Genomic DNA, 497 nt, shown 5'->3' with positions numbered 1-497 from the left:
TCGCACCGGGCGCCACCGGTGCGAATCCGGGCGCCGCACAGGTACTGACCAACGTGGCGAACGGCGACGTGTCGGCGGCCAGCACGGACGCGATCAATGGAAGCCAGCTGTATTCGCTGTCGGCCTCGACCTCGACCGGTCTGAGCACGGCGACGAGCGGCATCGGTTCGCTGTCGACGGGCCTGAGCACGACCAACAGCAATGTTGCTTCGCTGTCGGCGTCGACCTCGACCGGTCTGAGCACCGCGACCAGCGGCATCGGTTCGCTGTCGACGGGCCTGAGCACGACCAACAGCAATGTCGCTTCGTTGTCGGTGTCGACGTCGACGGGTCTGAGCACGGTGACCAGCAACGTCGCTTCGCTGTCGACGGGCCTCGGCACGGTGACCAACGATGTGACCAACCTGAGCACGTCAATTTCGAACGGCGCGATTGGCCCCGTCCAGCAGACCGGCACGGCCAACCAGCTCGCGCTGGTCGCACCGGGCGCCACCGGT

The 497-nt window shown here is 66.8% G+C and carries 1 pseudogene; it reads left to right on the top strand.

The annotated features are described in order from the left end of the window. Positions 1–497: pseudogene (locus BTH42_RS34560) on the top strand (hemagglutinin); the annotation flags it as partial.

Origin of the sequence: Burkholderia sp. SRS-W-2-2016, from assembly GCF_001931485.1 — a bacterium.
GTDB lineage: Bacteria > Pseudomonadota > Gammaproteobacteria > Burkholderiales > Burkholderiaceae > Paraburkholderia.
Note: the sequence above shows the minus strand (reverse complement) of the source record. Positions and strands in the feature narration are given on the sequence as shown.